Origin of the sequence: Sporosarcina sp. ACRSM, from assembly GCF_022346545.1 — a bacterium.
In the GTDB taxonomy this organism is placed as follows: Bacteria; Bacillota; Bacilli; order Bacillales_A; family Planococcaceae; genus Sporosarcina.
Genome location: NZ_JAKRNU010000009.1, coordinates 61,156 through 77,828, shown reverse-complemented (window position 1 = coordinate 77,828; position 16,673 = coordinate 61,156). Strand labels below are relative to the sequence as shown.

General features: G+C 45.7%; 10 protein-coding genes. 7 read left to right on the top strand and 3 right to left on the bottom strand.

Annotated features, from left to right (window positions below; all coding sequences use genetic code 11):
* The first annotated feature begins 36 nt into the window (after nucleotides 1-36).
* The 4 genes from leuB to MHZ95_RS14700 all read left to right on the top strand — a co-directional run bounded on the left by leuB (nucleotide 37) and on the right by MHZ95_RS14700 (nucleotide 4,310).
* On the top strand, nucleotides 37-1,137 hold the full coding sequence (gene leuB, locus MHZ95_RS14715) for a 3-isopropylmalate dehydrogenase (RefSeq protein ID WP_239391543.1): 1,101 nt from the start codon (nucleotides 37-39) through the stop codon (nucleotides 1,135-1,137).
* A 133-nt stretch (nucleotides 1,138-1,270) separates the two neighbouring features.
* Nucleotides 1,271-2,680, top strand: coding sequence for a 3-isopropylmalate dehydratase large subunit (gene leuC, locus MHZ95_RS14710; RefSeq protein WP_239391542.1), 1,410 nt, complete (start codon nucleotides 1,271-1,273; stop codon nucleotides 2,678-2,680).
* Between the two features lie 21 nt (nucleotides 2,681-2,701).
* Nucleotides 2,702-3,298: a 3-isopropylmalate dehydratase small subunit gene (gene leuD, locus MHZ95_RS14705; protein ID WP_239391541.1), complete on the top strand. Its 597-nt coding sequence runs from the start codon at nucleotides 2,702-2,704 to the stop codon at nucleotides 3,296-3,298.
* Nucleotides 3,299-3,383: 85 nt separating this feature from the next.
* Nucleotides 3,384-4,310: a threonine ammonia-lyase gene (locus MHZ95_RS14700; RefSeq protein WP_370643063.1), complete on the top strand. Its 927-nt coding sequence runs from the start codon at nucleotides 3,384-3,386 to the stop codon at nucleotides 4,308-4,310.
* A gap of 99 nt (nucleotides 4,311-4,409) precedes the next feature.
* Here MHZ95_RS14700 and MHZ95_RS14695 read toward each other — a convergent pair whose 3' ends face one another.
* Nucleotides 4,410-6,017: an exosporium glycoprotein BclB-related protein gene (locus MHZ95_RS14695; protein WP_370643058.1), complete on the bottom strand. Its 1,608-nt coding sequence runs from the start codon at nucleotides 6,015-6,017 to the stop codon at nucleotides 4,410-4,412.
* A gap of 463 nt (nucleotides 6,018-6,480) precedes the next feature.
* On the opposite strand from MHZ95_RS14695, the gene MHZ95_RS14690 reads away from it, so the two are divergent.
* On the top strand, nucleotides 6,481-8,619 hold the full coding sequence (locus MHZ95_RS14690; RefSeq protein WP_239391539.1) for an ATP-dependent Clp protease ATP-binding subunit: 2,139 nt from the start codon (nucleotides 6,481-6,483) through the stop codon (nucleotides 8,617-8,619).
* 93 nt (nucleotides 8,620-8,712) lie between these two features.
* Here the strand turns inward: MHZ95_RS14690 and MHZ95_RS14685 are convergent, their stop codons facing one another.
* Nucleotides 8,713-9,801 carry a glycosyltransferase family 2 protein gene (locus tag MHZ95_RS14685; protein WP_239391538.1) on the bottom strand — a complete coding sequence of 363 codons (1,089 nt, stop codon included), beginning with the start codon at nucleotides 9,799-9,801 and terminating at the stop codon, nucleotides 8,713-8,715.
* A 311-nt stretch (nucleotides 9,802-10,112) separates the two neighbouring features.
* Between MHZ95_RS14685 and MHZ95_RS14680 the strand changes: the two genes are divergently transcribed.
* Nucleotides 10,113-12,383 (top strand): S-layer homology domain-containing protein, encoded by a 2,271-nt coding sequence (locus MHZ95_RS14680; RefSeq protein WP_239391537.1) that lies wholly within the window; start codon nucleotides 10,113-10,115, stop codon nucleotides 12,381-12,383.
* A gap of 55 nt (nucleotides 12,384-12,438) precedes the next feature.
* On the opposite strand, the gene MHZ95_RS14675 is transcribed toward MHZ95_RS14680, so the two are convergent.
* Complete coding sequence (locus MHZ95_RS14675; RefSeq protein WP_239391536.1) at nucleotides 12,439-14,433, bottom strand: S-layer homology domain-containing protein; 1,995 nt, start codon at nucleotides 14,431-14,433, stop codon at nucleotides 12,439-12,441.
* 209 nt (nucleotides 14,434-14,642) lie between these two features.
* On the opposite strand from MHZ95_RS14675, the gene MHZ95_RS14670 reads away from it, so the two are divergent.
* The gene (locus MHZ95_RS14670; protein ID WP_239391535.1) at nucleotides 14,643-16,106 is read left to right on the top strand and encodes an O-antigen ligase family protein; all 1,464 of its coding nucleotides are present in this window, start codon (nucleotides 14,643-14,645) and stop codon (nucleotides 16,104-16,106) included.
* Nucleotides 16,107-16,673 lie beyond the last annotated feature (567 nt).

Here is a 16,673-nt window from a genome sequence, read left to right as displayed (position 1 = left end):
GTGAAAACGTAAACTTAAACAAGGAGGAGAAGTACGGTGGAAAAGAAAATAGCAGTATTACCTGGTGACGGAATCGGCCCGGAAGTGACAGAAGCGGCAGTGAAGGTGCTTGAAGTCATTGCGAAACGCTTTAACCATACATTTCATTTTGAACATGCATCCATTGGAGGCGATGCAATCGATAAGCATCAAAATCCTCTGCCGGATGAAACAATCGCCATTTGCGAAGCGAGTGACGCAGTACTCCTTGGAGCAGTAGGCGGTCCAAAATGGGATCAGAATCCGCAAGCGCTCCGTCCGGAAAAAGGACTGTTGGCCATTCGGAAACGTTTCGATCTATTCGCCAATCTTCGTCCTGTGAAAGCTGTCCCTTCTTTGCTCCATACTTCTCCTTTGAAAGAAGATATTGCAAAAGAAGTCGATATGCTGATCGTACGGGAATTGACCGGTGGTTTGTATTTTGGAGAACCGAGTCATCATACAGAAGAAGGGGCTGTAGATACACTCCTTTATTCACGTGAAGAAATTGAACGCATCGTCGACAAATCATTTGAGTTTGCCCAACTGCGTAGAGGGAAAATCGCTTCTGTCGACAAGGCAAATGTCCTTGAGTCAAGTAAACTATGGCGCAAAATTGTGGATGAGAAAAAGGTGGCCTATCCCGATGTGGAAGTTGAGCACATGCTAGTTGACTCAACATCTATGAAGCTGATTACAAATCCCGCTGCATTCGATGTCATTTTGACGGAAAATATGTTTGGCGATATTTTAAGTGATGAGGCGTCCGTCATTACAGGTTCACTGGGCGTACTACCGTCAGCGAGTATGCGTGCAGACAGTTTCGGCCTCTATGAACCGGTGCACGGATCAGCTCCGGAAATTGCTGGGAAAGGCATTGCGAATCCAGCTGCAACCATTTTGTCAGCTGCGATGATGTTACGTTATTCATTCGGAATGGAAGCGGAAGCTGTGGCGATTGAGAAAGCCGTTGATACAGTATTCGAAGATGGCAGCTTCACAGCGGATTTGGCTGATTCTGCGCAACGAGCGCTAACAACGCAGGAGTGGACCGAAAAAGTAATCAACGAACTCGATACACAATCTGTTTCGAACAGCATTATGAATTCATACGTATGACTTAATTCAGTAAACTGAATTAAGTCATGCCTCCGGCGCATGTCACAGATTTTGAAAGGAGTTAATTGAGCAAGCTCAATTCAAAATCTGGACGCAATTACGCCGAGGCGTAATTGAGAAGGGAGAATGACTTATGGCAAAAAATATTATCGAGAAAATCTGGGAACAACATGTAGTTTATGAAGAACAGGGGAAACCGGATTTGCTCTACATCGATCTTCATTTATTGCATGAAGTGACCTCTCCGCAGGCATTTGAAGGTTTGAGACTTGCAAACCGGAAAGTTCGGAGACCGGATCTTTGCTATGCAACGATGGATCATAATGTACCGACGCGCAACCGGGAGACGATTAAAGACCCGATCGCACGGAAACAGATCAATACATTACAAGCGAACTGTGATGAATTCGGTATTGAGCTAGCTAATATGGATCACCCTGACCAAGGAATTGTCCATATTATCGGGCCGGAACTTGGATTGACGCAACCTGGAAAAACAATTGTTTGTGGGGATAGCCATACATCCACGCATGGAGCATTCGGTGCGATCGCATTCGGTATCGGAACAAGTGAAGTCGAGCACGTGCTATCGACACAAACGCTTTGGCAAAACAAACCGAAAACTATGCAAATCCGCATCAATGGCGAACTTGGTTTTGGTGTCACTGCTAAAGATATCATCTTAGCAATCATCGCTAAATTTGGCATTGATATGGGGACTGGACATATTGTGGAATATACAGGCGACGCTATTCGTAAGCTAACGATGGAAGAACGGATGACAGTCTGTAATATGTCCATTGAAGCCGGAGCGAAAGCTGGTTTAATCAGTCCAGACGAAACGACCATCGCCTACCTGAAAGGGCGTAAACATGTTCCACAAGGAGCCGCGTTTGATGAAGCAGCAGCAAAATGGCTTGCTTTGGCGTCCGACGAAGGAGCTACATATGACATAACAGTCGAACTGGATGCAAATGAAATCGAACCGTTTGTGACATGGGGGACGAATCCTTCCATGGGATCCGGTATTACCTCACATGTACCTTATGCATCTGAATTTGAGTCTGAGTCCGATAAAGAAGCGCTGAAAAAAGCACTTGCTTATATGGGACTTGAAGAAGGGGCTCCGCTGACATCCATTGACATCCAGCACGTTTTCATCGGCTCTTGCACGAATGCAAGATTAAGTGACCTACGCGCAGCTGCAAAAGTGATCGAAGGGAAAAAAGTTCATCCTTCCGTTACAGCGATTGTCGTACCAGGTTCATACTCCGTTAAAAAGCAGGCGGAAGAAGAAGGACTAGACTCCATTTTCGTAGAAGCTGGATTTGAATGGCGCGAGTCAGGCTGTAGTATGTGTCTCGCGATGAATGATGATGTTGTTCCTGCAGGAGAGCGATGCGCTTCGACATCCAATCGGAACTTCGAAGGCCGTCAAGGTGCGGGATCCCGAACACATCTGATGAGCCCGGCGATGGCGGCTGCATCTGCCATTGCAGGTCATTTCGTCGATGTACGTGAAATACAGAAAGCCCATGCGTAAGCGCTGAAAGGAGACGATTAGATGGAACCGATTAATGAAGTAGTGAGTGTCATCACTCCACTCGACCATAAAAACGTCGATACCGACCAAATTATTTCCAAGGAATTCCTAAAGCGGATTGAGCGTACAGGATTTGGAAAATACTTGTTTTACCACTGGCGGTATAATGCGGATGGGACTGAGATAAAAGATTTCGTATTAAATGATGAGCGATTCAAAGGATCCAAAGTTCTCGTGTCACATGAGAATTTCGGATGTGGATCTTCAAGGGAGCACGCCCCTTGGTCAATCGTGGATTATGGTTTCAACGTTGTCATTGCCCCTAGCTTTGCGGATATTTTCCATAATAACTGCATGAAGAACGGTTTACTTCCTATTAAATTGAAAGTGGAAGAAGTAGAAGAACTGTTGGAGAAAGGCGAGCAAGAGCCATACACGGTAGAAGTGAATTTGGAAAAGCAGACAGTGACCGGGCAAGACGGGAAGGTTTATTCATTTAATATCGACCCGTATTATAAACAAATGCTGTTAAACGGTTGGGATGAAATTGCATTGACATTCCAATACGAAGAGCATATTGCCAAGTATGAACAGCAACAAACAAACCAGCTGGTATAACCAGCTGCATTAAAGAGGAGATGGTGTAATTGGGAATTCGTACGACACAGCTCGTTTATTCGAAGCATTTGAGAGGTTAACAGAAATCGTTCATAGGACGCCTTGTAAACAGTCCGAAACATTGAATGAATGGACCAACAGTGAAGTGTATTTAAAGCTTGAAAATCTTCAGAAGACAGGTTCGTTCAAAGTACGAGGCGCTTTCAACAAAGTCGCGCAACTTTCCGAAGAGGAATGTGCCAAAGGATTATTGGCGGCCTCGGCGGGAAATCACGCACAAGGAGTTGCACTCGCAGGACGGAAAAAAGGCGTTCCCGTAACGATCTATATGCCACTCGCTACACCGGAAGCGAAGGTGCAAGCGACGCAGAAATACGGAGCAACCGTCAAATTGATCGGTCAAAGTTTTGACGAAGCTTATTTGGCTGCACGCTCCGCACAGCTTGCTACAGGAGCGACATTTGTCCACCCATTCGATGATCTAGCCATAATTGAAGGTCAGGCTACGGTTGCTATGGAAATGTTGCAACAGCAACCTGACTTAGATACGATTGTTGTACCGGCAGGCGGAGGCGGTTTGTTGGCAGGAACAGCACTCGCTGTCAAAGCAATCCGTCCCACTGTCAAAGTGATTGGGGTTCAAGCGGAAAACGCACCTGCAATCTTTTCGAAATTTCACGAACGAAAAGGCATGGTCCATTTTCTACCGACCTTGGCGGAAGGCATCCGTGTCAAAGACCCAGGGAAAGTGACAATGGACATTATCCAGAATTATGTTGACGGTCTGATTACAGTATCTGAACAGGAAATTTCATCAGCGATATTGTTCATGCTAGAACGTGAAAAAACATTGATCGAAGGTGCAGCAGCTGCCGCAGTCGCTGCAGTTCTGCATAAAAAACTACCCTTTACAGCAAATCGTATCGGCGTCATTGTCAGCGGTGGAAATTTCGATGTCGCAAAGCTCGGTGAATGTGTCACGACGAGTACTGATTACGTGAATAACTTCTAAACTAAATCACCTCTTTCATTCAAGGGAATGAAAGAGGTGATTTTTTGCTTTTCGCACTATGAACAACTGATAAACTGTATGACTAATTATACCAGTTCGTCAGTTGATGGATACGCCACCACTAGCTGCACCTGTGAAAGAGGCTGCAAGAGGTAGACCTGCGACAATTTGTGCGGAGAACACAAGCACCAGCCGTTGTCCTGCTGTTACAGGGATTGATAAGCCGCTTGTAATCCCACTGCTGTTAATCACTGCCCCAAGTGGTCCTGTTAAGGTTGGCGATAGAGTTACAGAAGCGCCCGGAATTGGACTAAATATGTTGCTATTTATATCGGCTACATATAATTGTGCTGTAACCGCTGCAGTTGCAAGAAGATTTAATCCAAGTGTTGTTGTATAGAATCCTGCTACTGACGTGATGATTCCGTCACGGGGAACCATAAACGCATAGTTCAGAAGTCCGGAAAGGTTAATCGTCCCGCCTGCAATACTAATTCCTGGAACGGCACTTCCAAACCCTACAAGGCTAGTAGTACCAACTAAGCCAGTCAAAAGAGTTGTTAATTCAACTGGTGTAACACCTGAAGCGAACGGAATGATTGCACTTGCTCCAGCCACACCCGTAGCTCCGGTAACACCGGCTACTCCGGTAGCGCCAGTCGCCCCAGTCGCCCCGGTAGCCCCAGTCGCCCCAGTCGCCCCGGTAGCGCCAGTCGCCCCGGTAGCCCCGGTAGCGCCAGTCGCCCCGGTAGCCCCGGTAACACCAGCCACACCCGTCGCCCCAGTAGCGCCGGTAACTCCGGCCACACCCGTAGCGCCAGTCGCCCCGGTAGCCCCGGTAACACCAGCCACACCCGTAGCCCCAGTCGCCCCGGTAGCCCCGGTAACACCAGCCACACCCGTCGCCCCAGTCGCGCCGGTAACGCCAGCCACACCCGTAGCGCCGGTCGCGCCGGTAACGCCAGGCACACCCGTAGCGCCAGTCGCGCCGGTAACTCCGGCCACACCCGTCGCCCCAGTCGCGCCGGTAATGCCAGGCACACCCGTCGCCCCAGTCGCGCCGGTAACTCCGGCCACGCCCGTAGCGCCGGTCGCGCCGGTAACGCCAGGCACACCCGTCGCGCCAGTCGCGCCGGTAACGCCAGCCACGCCGGTAACGCCAGCCACGCCGGTAGCGCCAGTCGCGCCAGTCGCGCCGGTAACACCGGCCACGCCAGTCGCGCCGGTAACGCCAGCCACGCCCGTGGCACCCGTAGCGCCAGTCGCGCCGGTCACGCCGGTAGCGCCGGTAACACCAGCCACACCCGTCGCCCCAGTCGCGCCGGTCACGCCGGTAGCGCCGGTAACTCCGGCCACACCCGTAGCGCCAGTAGCGCCGGTAACGCCAGGCACACCCGTAGCGCCAGTCGCGCCGGTAACTCCGGCCACACCCGTAGCGCCAGTAGCGCCGGTAACGCCAGGCACACCCGTAGCGCCAGTCGCGCCGGTAACTCCGGCCACGCCCGTAGCGCCAGTAGCGCCGGTAACACCGGCCACGCCCGTAGCGCCAGTCGCGCCGGTAATACCAGCCACACCCGTAGCACCTGTAGCGCCGGTAACGCCAGGCACACCCGTAGCGCCGGTAACGCCAGGCACACCCGTAGCGCCGGTAACACCAGGCACACCCGTAGCACCCGTAGCGCCCGTCGCGCCGGTAACTCCGGCCACGCCCGTCGCCCCGGTCGCTCCATCTGGCCCTCGAAAACCTCGTGGTCCTCGTGGTCCCGTAGCGCCGGTAGCCCCAGTAGGCCCTGTAACTCCAATCGGTTCTGGGCAGCAACATGCTCTATGACAACAACACGGTCTTGCGCAGTTACATGAACAATTACAATTTCTACGCATTCTATAATTCATATATTCATAAAAATCCATATTTCCACCTCCTCCCCTGTAACATACTATTCTAGAAAAGTGATGAAGGACGGGCATTCAACTACTTGTCTACGACATTCAATCAAAAGAGGAATAATTGTGATTGCTTCTTGTTCTATCTCTATATTTAAAAAGAAAAAAGTTGTATGAGCAAAATGGTTGAAAGTCAAAACAGGTCAGAGTATAATCAAATCATAGTCAAAGATAGTCAAAGTCAAATTGATCAAATAGATGAGAATTCTGTAAGGAGGAATTATGTATGAAATGCCAACAATGTGGTCAAAACCAAGCAACGATGAATCTATGGATCCAATTGAACAACCAAAGAATGCAAATGAATATGTGTCATCATTGTTTCAACGACATTCAAAACAAACTAAGTTCGGGCGATCTATCATCTTTTAACGGAAACACAAATGATGCATTTGCAAAACAATTTTTCCAAGCAAATGGCGGAAAACAGGCCAGAACTCAAACCATGCAAGAACAAGGAAATCGTGGTAACGGTTTGCTGGACCAACTTGGTAAAAATCTATCTAGCGAAGCAAGGGAAGGTTTGATTGACCCTGTCATCGGGCGTGATCAAGAAGTGAAGCGTGTTATTGAAACATTAAATAGAAGGAATAAAAATAATCCGGTCCTAATCGGTGAGCCAGGGGTAGGTAAAACAGCAATTGCCGAAGGGCTTGCGGTGAAAATCCTTGAAGGCGATGTACCAATGAAGCTGATGAATAAGGAAGTTTACTTACTGGATGTTGCTTCATTAGTGACGAATACAGGGATTCGTGGGCAATTTGAAGAGCGAATGAAACAATTGGTTGAAGAGTTGCAAACGCGTAAAGACGTGATTTTGTTTATTGACGAAATCCACTTATTAGTCGGTGCAGGATCAACGGAAGGGTCTCAAATGGATGCGGGCAATATTTTGAAACCGGCATTGGCGCGAGGCGGTTTACAATTGATCGGGGCAACGACTTTGAAAGAGTACCGACAGATTGAAAAAGACGCTGCGCTTGAACGGCGTTTCCAACCGATCATCGTGAAAGAACCATCTACTGAAGATACGGTTAAAATACTGAACGGCATCAAGGATCGTTATGAAAAATTCCATGAAGTGTACTATTCAGAAGAAGCAATCCAAGCCTTCGTCACATTGTCTCAACGGTATATCCAAGATCGCTTCTTGCCGGATAAAGCGATCGATTTAATGGACGAAGTCGGTGCGCGTCTCAACCTTGTCCATTCGGAAAAAAATGCAGCTTCCATTGAAATGCGCCTGAATGAAGTAAGTAAAGAAAAGGTTCAGGCTGCTGAAGCGGAAGACTATGAAAAAGCTGCGAACTTACGTTATGAAGAAATCCGTCTTCAGAAACAATTGGAAGAGATCAACAAAGATGAAGAAGTCGCCCGAGTAGAGGTATCTGTTGCAGATATTGAACAAATCGTGGAGGAAAAAACGGGGATACCTGTGACAAAATTGCAAGCGGCTGAACAAGCGAAAATGAAAGGAATGGCAGACAGTCTTCGGGCAAAAGTGATTGGTCAAGAGGATGCGGTCGATAAAATCGCCAAAGCGATCCGTCGCAGTCGTGCTGGTTTAAAATCCAAACAACGCCCGATCGGTTCATTCCTATTCGTCGGTCCGACCGGGGTCGGTAAAACGGAAATTACGAAAGTGCTTGCTGAAGAATTATTCGGCTCACGCGATGCATTGATCCGACTTGATATGAGTGAGTATATGGAGAAACACGCGGTGTCTAAAATCATCGGATCGCCTCCAGGCTATGTGGGCCATGAAGAGGCGGGTCAATTAACGGAGCAAGTTCGCCGTAATCCGTATTCCATCCTCTTACTCGATGAAATTGAAAAAGCACATCCCGATGTTCAAAATATCTTCTTGCAAATCATGGAAGACGGTCGACTTACGGATTCACATGGCCGGACAGTGAGCTTCAAAGATACAGTCATCATTATGACAAGTAATGCTGGAACGGGCGATAAGAAAGTGAATGTAGGCTTTAACAGGGTCGAACATGATTCCATTACAACATTGGAAAATCTAAGTGATTACTTCAAACCGGAGTTCTTAAACCGCTTCGATGCGATTGTTCAATTTAATTCGTTGACGGAAGAAAACCTACTCGAAATCGTTGACCTGATGCTTGCCGATCTACAAGCGAATATCGAGGAAAATGAAATTGAAATGACGATCACGTCCGAAGCTAAACAGGCGTTGGTCAAACTAGGCTATGACAAACGTTTTGGAGCAAGACCACTTCGCAGAGTGATCCAAGACAAAATCGAAGATCAATTGACAGATCTTATTTTGGAAGAGGATGTCATTGAAAAGGTTCGAGTCGAAGTGATTGATGAAGAGATTGTCGTGACAAAAGCATAATTGAAGATGAAACTCCCACTGGATTGCCAGTGGGAGTTTTCTTGTTAGTACTAAAGTCTTGAAATGTAAACAAGTAGAAGTTCATTCATCGTTTTACGGGTTTTCCTCATTGTCCTTTTGAAAGATACCTTCAAAGTACTTTTTATTATGGATCATTCTTTCATCATTCGGCCGATACTTTCTAGCAGATTCATTATGCTCGTAAGCGACGTCATACTGCTGTAACCGATCATACAGGACACATAATTGAAGATGGGGCAGCCATGTCGAGAAAGCGGGATTTTGTAAACTGATGGTCTCTTTGTTTTCGGTTGCCAATGCTTGTTTGTACCAATGGATAGCTTCCCAGTTCTTGGATTGTTCCATGAAATAATAGCCTAAGCGGCAACAAGCTTCAGGGCGGGGGACATCATAGATGAATGATCGTAAAGTGGCGTTCAGTTCCATTTCTTTGTTATTTAAGCTGTGGTAGCAATCCGCCAATTTAAAACAGGCGCGTATGTTATCTTCAATCCAACCTAGCTTTGATTCCAAGAATTTCTCGTAATAATGCGCAGCTTCTTCGAATTGATTGTGGTCCATCAATTCATTCGCGTAATAGAAAGTGTCGCGTGGGGAGAGGGGGTGGCCGGATTCTATCATTTTTCGATAAATCCTTAAGTTGCGGTCGCTATCATGGGAAAGCGGAGAATGGGTGATGGCGACCTCACTGTCCAATAAATTCCCAGAAACCGCAAGATACTCATGGACAGCACCTATCCATTGGAAATTATTTTCCTTTTTAACTAAACGATACCTCCGTAATTGGGAAGTGACGTTGCCATCATGATCGAAACCCAAATGATAATTCATCGATACAGCATCGATTGTTGAATCAAGAGATTGTTTTAACGCTTTGAATTTCTCGCGGTCTTCTGGTGTTAATATATCATCCGCATCTAGCCAAAAAATATATTCCTTTGTCGCTTGCTGAAAGGAGAAATTTCTTGCACGGGCGAAATCGTCTATCCATTCGAAATCCCAAATCCGGTCGGTATACGTTTTCACGATTTCCTTTGTTCGGTCTGTAGAACCTGTATCAATGATGTTAATTTCGTCTACTATATCACGAACCGATGCCAAACATCTTCCAATCACATCTTCTTCATTTTTGACGATCATACATAAGCTTATCGTAACCATTTCAATCCCTCCGAACTTTCCTTCTCTCATATATATGCATAGCATCCTATTTTGACGAAGTTCGATGATACTTAGGGAATTAGGGAAAGATTACGCAATATCTCCTAATAATTAGGAAGTCCTTTTGTGCGGAAATATGGTATTATAAAGGAATTACTGTACAAAATATAAAAGCGCTGCGCACCGCATAGACGCGACAAGCGCTGGAGGAATTGAAGATAAAGGCGTTCGTTGCCTTTATTGGCAAGTCTGAAGCGACTCGAGCGGCTGGTGCACGGAGTCTGGAAAATAAGTCAGTAAGGGGGATATCAATGGTACAAAAAAGAAAGATGAAAAGCCCAATCATGATTGGGTTTATTGTAGTTATCGTCTTTTCATTATTCGGATTCGGCATTTTAAATGTCAGTGCCAATCCAATCCAGCAAAGTTTCACGGATGTCCATAATGATTTTTGGGCGAAAGATGAAGTGACGCAATTGGTCGATTTGGGCATTATTAATGGCTATCCGGATAAGCAGTTCAGACCTGCATTGGAAGTGTCGCGAGGGCAGGCAGCCAATTTGCTGACCAATGCGCTACAGTTAACGTACTCATCCTATCAACCTATCTTTAAAGACGTCAGTGCAAAGTCTTCCCATTTGAAAGGGGCAATGGCCACTTATGAGGCGGGAATTTTCCTCGGGAAGGAAGACGGAACATTCGGCGTAGGGGATTCGTTGACACGTGAACAGATGGCGACTGTCATCGTGCGTGCGTTTGATCTACAGGACACAGGTGAAGAAATTCATTTCGCCGATGAAGCTCGCATCAGCGACTCTCACAAAGAAGGTGTCAAAGTACTGGCACAACACGGCATCACAACTGGAAAAGAAGATGGTACATTCGATCCGAAAACGCCTGTGAATCGTGCGACGTATGTCGTTTTCTTACACCGCGCGATGGCCCAAAATGGAATGATCGAGAAATTGCCGGCAACGGTATTTGTGGAACCAAATACATATGGCGACTATACGCCCATCCGCTTTGAACAGCAATTTGCAGAAGTTCCAGTAACAACAGCTGCCAAAACGTATTTGCGCTCGAATTATGCGATGCAGTTTGCCGGTGAGAAAACGATCAATCATCCACATGCAAAAGACATCGTTTATACATACCGAGTAAGCGGTTTGTCGCCAGCGACGGTCACGTTGACAAAAAGAGAACTGCCGAACGGGGATTATTTCTTATTCACCGAGTTGCGAAATCCGCAGCGCATGCCGATTACCGTTGATGTCATTCAGACTGAAACGGGATTGACGAAAGGTGTGTTGCATGAATATAGCAAATACCCGATTAAGAAAAGTATGGATGAAACATTCGGTTTTGACTTGACGACCTATCCGACAGGCATTTTCGAAAAGACGAATCAGGACGGTCACAAGTCGCAACGGATGATCGGGAAAGCTTATCAGTCCGTTGAGCTGTACCAAAAATATCCGACAGGTGCGGAAAGCCACACGAGAGAATTGCTGCAAGAAAGTGAAGCGTTCAGTGGAGCGAAGCTAGGCGATACGCAACTCTCGGTCTACCGACTGCAATCGAGAGGATTCGATGTTGTCGATCAATGGTTCCTTTCTTCCGAAGAACCGCTATTTTCGGATCGGAAACTGATGGATGCATGGATGCTGGAATCCGCAGTCAATTACAAGAAACGTAACAAATGGTATACAGCCCATGGACCGTACAATAAAATGGCGGTCACCATCGAACCGATGCCGAAGTCGGGAAGAGGATATGGCCGGAATCTTCTGCTTGTGAAAGAAGACCGGGTCATGGCATTGTATTCCGAAACAGGAGAACGGTATTATGAAAACCTCGTCTACAATGCGTTCGCCAATCTCGATATCTTCAGAGGAGATGCGACGTATTGGGAAACGGAAGTAACGAGTACGTATTTGAAGAGTTTGTACGGAATTACGGCTCCGTTTGTCGATACCCGCTTCAATGAGCAAATCGCTTTGTATTTATACAATGGCGGCAAAGCATTCGGGCATTCCGATTATAATGTCGGATTGAAAAACTATGCGGACTTGCTCGTAAGCCAGAAAGCGAAAGGAAATATATTGAAAGTGGATAATTCCTCTTACTACATTTCCGATTATTTCCCAGCCGCTCAAAAAGTGAAGACGCATACGTCCATGAACCATCTGCTTGGCGGGATGAATATCCTATTGCTCGCTTATGAGGAATTTAAGGATCCGGTTTATTTGAACACAGCCTATAGCATTCAGTCAGCGATCGAAAAAGATAAGAAAAAATGGATTCGCCCGGACGGCGATATTTGGTATAAAGTTTCGCCAGAATATGAATTCATCGGTCGCGATTACGTCCATTTAACATTGGAAGACTTGATTCACTCCTATGAAAACTGGTCCGCCATCGATCCGAAAGTGCTTCCAGTGTTTGAAGAGATGATTCGATCCAAAGCGGGTTATTTGAATAAAAATAAATTAGGGTACACGACGAAAATCAAACAAGGCCTGGAACGTATCGGGATGTCGGAATTATTACCGACAGGTGCGGAACATACAGACGCTTTGTAAACAGAAAACACTCCATGTACGGATTCTTCGATCCGTGGCATGGAGTGTTTTTTCTTTAATAGTTAATGCGTTCCACTAAATCGGAACGGATCCAACCGTAATCAGCAGGTGGATTCATATCCGAAAGCACTTTATACCATTTATAGCCATCCGCGCCGGTCGTTTCATCGACAATGACCACCGGGTAGCCGAACGCAGCATTAAGACCCGGATCTTTCTGTTGGTAACTGAAGAGTTTCGGGCTTGTCGCATCTGGGCTTGTCCGTACATTGACCCCAACTGGACCGTCATAGATGATCCGCCCTAAATCGGCTTGTTGATAATCTTTTTTGCCGAGGAATGTATCGATGCGCCACATATGGCCTGCAATTTTACTGCCCCAGTTCGGATCGGAAGCATATCGGACGTTGAAGCCGACTACTTTGTTGCCAGGAGCAGCTCCATTTGCATAGCCGCCTAGAGGATTCGCATAATTTTTGTTCATATATTCCCGGATGAAAGCATCGACGCTTTTTTCAGGACTGGCGTAGACTTCCCCTTTGTCGGGATCGGAGTCGAATACTTTAATGCCAAAAATATTATTCTTCGTTTGCGCATTTGTACTGATGCCGTAATCACTTTCGTGAATGGCCGTTGCCAAGATGAACAATGCATTAACGCGATGTGTTTCTTCAACTGCTTTCAAATATTCGCCAAGACCGATTAACTTCGATTGAGTTGGCGCGTTTTGATAACGAGCAATCCCCGTTTTTTGACGATCGACCAAAATTTTGTTGATATATTCATCTAGTTCCGCACCGGTATAAGTAGACGGATAGCGGATCGATTGGAATTGAAAGTAAGGATAATACGTCGCCGTCTTGCTTGAACCTACTTCTTTAAAATGGACGCCGTCAAGGCTTGTATATTTGGCGCCGATTCGCATGGATGATGCAGCAGAGGCAATCGAATAATTCGCATATGATTTACTAATATTATTATAAGTGTAATGGTACAAAACTCCGTCTCGGCCCACTTCATAATAGTCTGAGCCTGTCACCAGTTCTGTCGGGACGAGATCGACTTCATTCTGTTTTGCATAGAAAGTCAATCCACCTAATTCAACAATGACACGGTCTGCGCTACTACCAACATAGCTGATTTCTCGACCAGCTTGGATGGAGGTCGCTAAAGTTTTGAAGGAAGAGTCTTTATACAGCGAGGTCGTATTCGTAGCGTTATTTGAAGCGAACGCTTTCCCCGCTTTCATTTTAATGACTTTATCCCCTTTTTGGATGACTTTTATAGATGAAGATGCATTGTAGGCAGCCAATGCATCTTCATAAGTTTTGTATAGTGCGGTTGTCGACTTCAATTGTCCGCCAGAAATTGAGCTCACTTTGTATACTTCCGGGTCGACATCGGGAATACTAGGTGTACCTGGAGTCGTCGGTTCACTTGGCTTCAATTTGTCAGCTGCTGCAACCATTCTGAAAAGGAATGCCGAAGCGTGAGCGACAGTCGCATGATCTTGAGGTTTGAAATAGACACCATCTTTACGGTGATCCCCACGGATAATATTTAAACTGTGTGCGACAGCGACCGGATTTACGAAGTTCGCAGATATTTTATTGGTATCTTTGAACTTGAAATTTGAATGTTGTTCCGGTAGTTTCATATAGCGCATCGCTTTATACATCATCCCGGCCATATGTTGACGAGTAATTTTTTCATTAGGTCTAAATGTGCCGTCAGGATAGCCGGAAAGAATTCCTGCGCCAGCCGCATTCTGAATTTCGATGGTCAGCGTTGTGTTTGCCTTTAAATCTTTGAATTTGTGTTTTGTAGAAGTCGGTAACTCTAGTGCACGGGCAATATAGGATGCGAACTCGCCTCTTGTCACCGACTTATTCGGGTTGTAGTTACCTTTCGCATCGGCTCGAATTACGCCTTTGTCAATCCAGTAATTCAACTCCGTTTCCATCTGATGCCCCTTTACATCACTTGCCTCGGCGACGATCGGGGTCCATAATAACAGAGTGAGTAGCATCAACGTGAATAATTTTTTCAACCAATTAACCTCCTTTTTTACCTTCTATTAATAGTAGCAGAAAACTACAAGAATAATAAGGTATATTTAGCCCAAGATGACTTCCTCATAAAATTGCAACAAAAGGTTAAACCAAAACGTCCCATAAGATGCTATAATGACGGAGGACTTCTATCTCATTGGTCATTGTGCTTGTTAAGCGATTCTTCATAGAAAGGGTAATTGTGTGAATGTCAACTTTAAAAAAATATGTAAGCGATAAAGATACAGTTTCACTGTTAGTGGCGCTCGCGGTGGTCGTAGTCGCTTTATTCCTACCTTCATCCATAGCGCTAGTGGCAACGTCGTTGTTTTTTGTCCTGTTTGCCTTTTTTAGGCCGCAACAAAGTTTGCTGTTTCTCATTATTTATGTCAGTATCCGTCCGTTACTGGTGGAAGTGAATTCAGGTTTAAAATTAGTCGGTGACCTGATTACAGTCATCGCGTTTGCTAAACTGGTTCTTTCCAGTGGACGGAATTGGAAGTCGTTGTTTTCGTTTAAATGGTTTGAATGGGCATTCTTTGCATTCCTGTTGTTCGGCGCAGTAATCGGATTGATGCAAAACGTCTTACCCGCAGCTGTGATTTTCCAAATCCGGACATTCATCATCATGTATTTGCTTTACTATATCCTCTCCAGAATGCTGTTACCGGAAGGTTGGTACCGTCGATTTGCATGGGTGACGGTGTGGACAGGCTTTATTGTGTCCATCCACGGTTTGATTGAGAAATTGTCCTTGAGACAGTTGTTGTTGCCGGATATCTGGAAGTATAAGACATTGTCTGCTACGAATGCTGTCCGCATTTATGGGCTTCCTGGGAATCCCAATTCCTTGGCGCTCTTACTGTTTTTTGCAATCATCGCGCTCTTTTTCTTGAAATCGGTGTATGGCAAAGAGAAATACCGGTTGTTCTTGAATATCAATCTTGTGCTCTTCCTTGGGGTGTTCATCTTAACTTACTCAAGGGGAACATGGATTTCAGCGTTCATTTTCGGCTTGATTTTCATTTTGCTGACAAAAAATTGGCAAGTGCTCAAGCGTTTGGTGCTCGCTGGGATTACATCAATCATCATCATTTATTTCCCTGTGAATCTTGCTGTACAGTATTTTCAATCACTGGGTCTCAGTGCACCGGCACCAGGAGCGGGGAGTTTCGGTGGAAGGATTAGCGAGACGTTCGATGAAAATAACTTGGCGCTCATGTCCGAAAGCGGTCGATTCTTCTATATCAATAAAGGCTTTGAAGTCTTTAAGGATAACCCGATCACGGGGACAGGCTTCGGATCATTCGGAGGGTCTGCGACATTGTCTTACGGATCACCGATTTACAACCATTACGGCATCCGTTCGGATATTTACGGTGGCAAGTATTTCTACTCCGATAATCAGTACATCCAAGTGATTGCGGAAACAGGTGCAGTTGGCGTTGTATTGTTTGCAGCCTTTTTGTTAGGGATGCTTGCGATGTTCTGGAAAGAACGGAAAACCGTGTTTGGAAAATTCATGATCGCACTATGGTTCGCAACCGGCTTTTCCGGTTTTTACTATAATATTTGGGAATTGAAGATGTATACGATGTTCTACTTCCTGATCTTCGGAACATTTGCGTCGTATACCAATCAATACGTGAAAATGAATTTGAAAGAACGATAACTTTAATAACCGCGCAAAGTGTAAAATTAGACACTTTACGCGGTTTTTTTGGTGGTCGCTCGAGCAGCATCATTGAGCGCGGGGGTGGGGGCTATGATCATAGGAATGGATTTATGATTGCGTGCTTTGATCTATGATCGCTTGTTTGGATTAATGAGCGCATGTCACAATCTATGATCACTTGAGAGAATGAATGATCGCATGCTTTGATCTATGATCACTTGGGAGGATGAATGATCGCATGCCATGATCTATGATCACTTGAGAGAATGAATGATCGCGTGCCATGATCTATGATCACTTGTATGGATTAATGATCGCGTGCTTTGATCTAAGATCGCTTGTCTGAATTAATGATCGCGTGCCATGATCTATGATCACTTGAGAGAATTAATGATCGCGTGCCATGATCTATGATCGCTTGTATGGATTAATGATCGCGTGCCACGATCTATGATCACTTGAGAGAATGAATGAGCGCCCCCCTAACCTATGATCCCCCGTAAGAAATAATAATCACAAATTTACAACCTTTTCTATTTTACAACTTATGGATTATGGCAATCT

Coding starts and splice junctions, on each gene's coding strand:
- leuD (WP_239391541.1), top strand. CDS start 2,702: ATGGAACCGATTAATGAAGTAGTGAGTGTCATCACTCCACTCGACCAT.
- MHZ95_RS14670 (WP_239391535.1), top strand. CDS start 14,643: ATGTCAACTTTAAAAAAATATGTAAGCGATAAAGATACAGTTTCACTG.
- MHZ95_RS14690 (WP_239391539.1), top strand. CDS start 6,481: ATGAAATGCCAACAATGTGGTCAAAACCAAGCAACGATGAATCTATGG.
- leuC (WP_239391542.1), top strand. CDS start 1,271: ATGGCAAAAAATATTATCGAGAAAATCTGGGAACAACATGTAGTTTAT.
- MHZ95_RS14685 (WP_239391538.1), bottom strand. CDS start 9,801: ATGGTTACGATAAGCTTATGTATGATCGTCAAAAATGAAGAAGATGTG.
- MHZ95_RS14680 (WP_239391537.1), top strand. CDS start 10,113: ATGGTACAAAAAAGAAAGATGAAAAGCCCAATCATGATTGGGTTTATT.